The 257-nt window shown below is 40.5% G+C and carries 1 protein-coding gene; it reads right to left on the bottom strand.

Features of this window, described 5'->3' with window-relative positions:
• A partial coding sequence (locus HMPREF3249_RS02090) for a helix-turn-helix domain-containing protein (protein WP_142350226.1) occupies positions 1-187 on the bottom strand: 187 nt, incomplete at its 3' end.
• Between the last annotated feature and the right edge of the window lie 70 nt (positions 188-257).

Here is a 257-nt window from a genome sequence, read left to right on the forward strand (position 1 = left end):
TAGCCCTGTGATCGTACTGTTCCTGTGCTGAGGTTGCGGAATAACCATTTTGGCATCGTCTTAACTCTCTTGAAATGGTAGACTTATGGACGCCAAGTTTACTTGCAATTTGGCAAGGTTTCAAACCTAATTCCAAGTAGGTTTCTATCTTTATTCGGTCAGTTATGGTAAGATGGTAGTAGCTCATAGTTTTTCCTCGGGTTCTGTTTGTGTGGTTGCTTACAGTTTACACCAATGAAACGCTATGAGTTTTTTTG

Origin of the sequence: Streptococcus sp. HMSC36C04 (assembly GCF_001839535.1) — a bacterium.
GTDB lineage: Bacteria > Bacillota > Bacilli > Lactobacillales > Streptococcaceae > Streptococcus > Streptococcus hominis.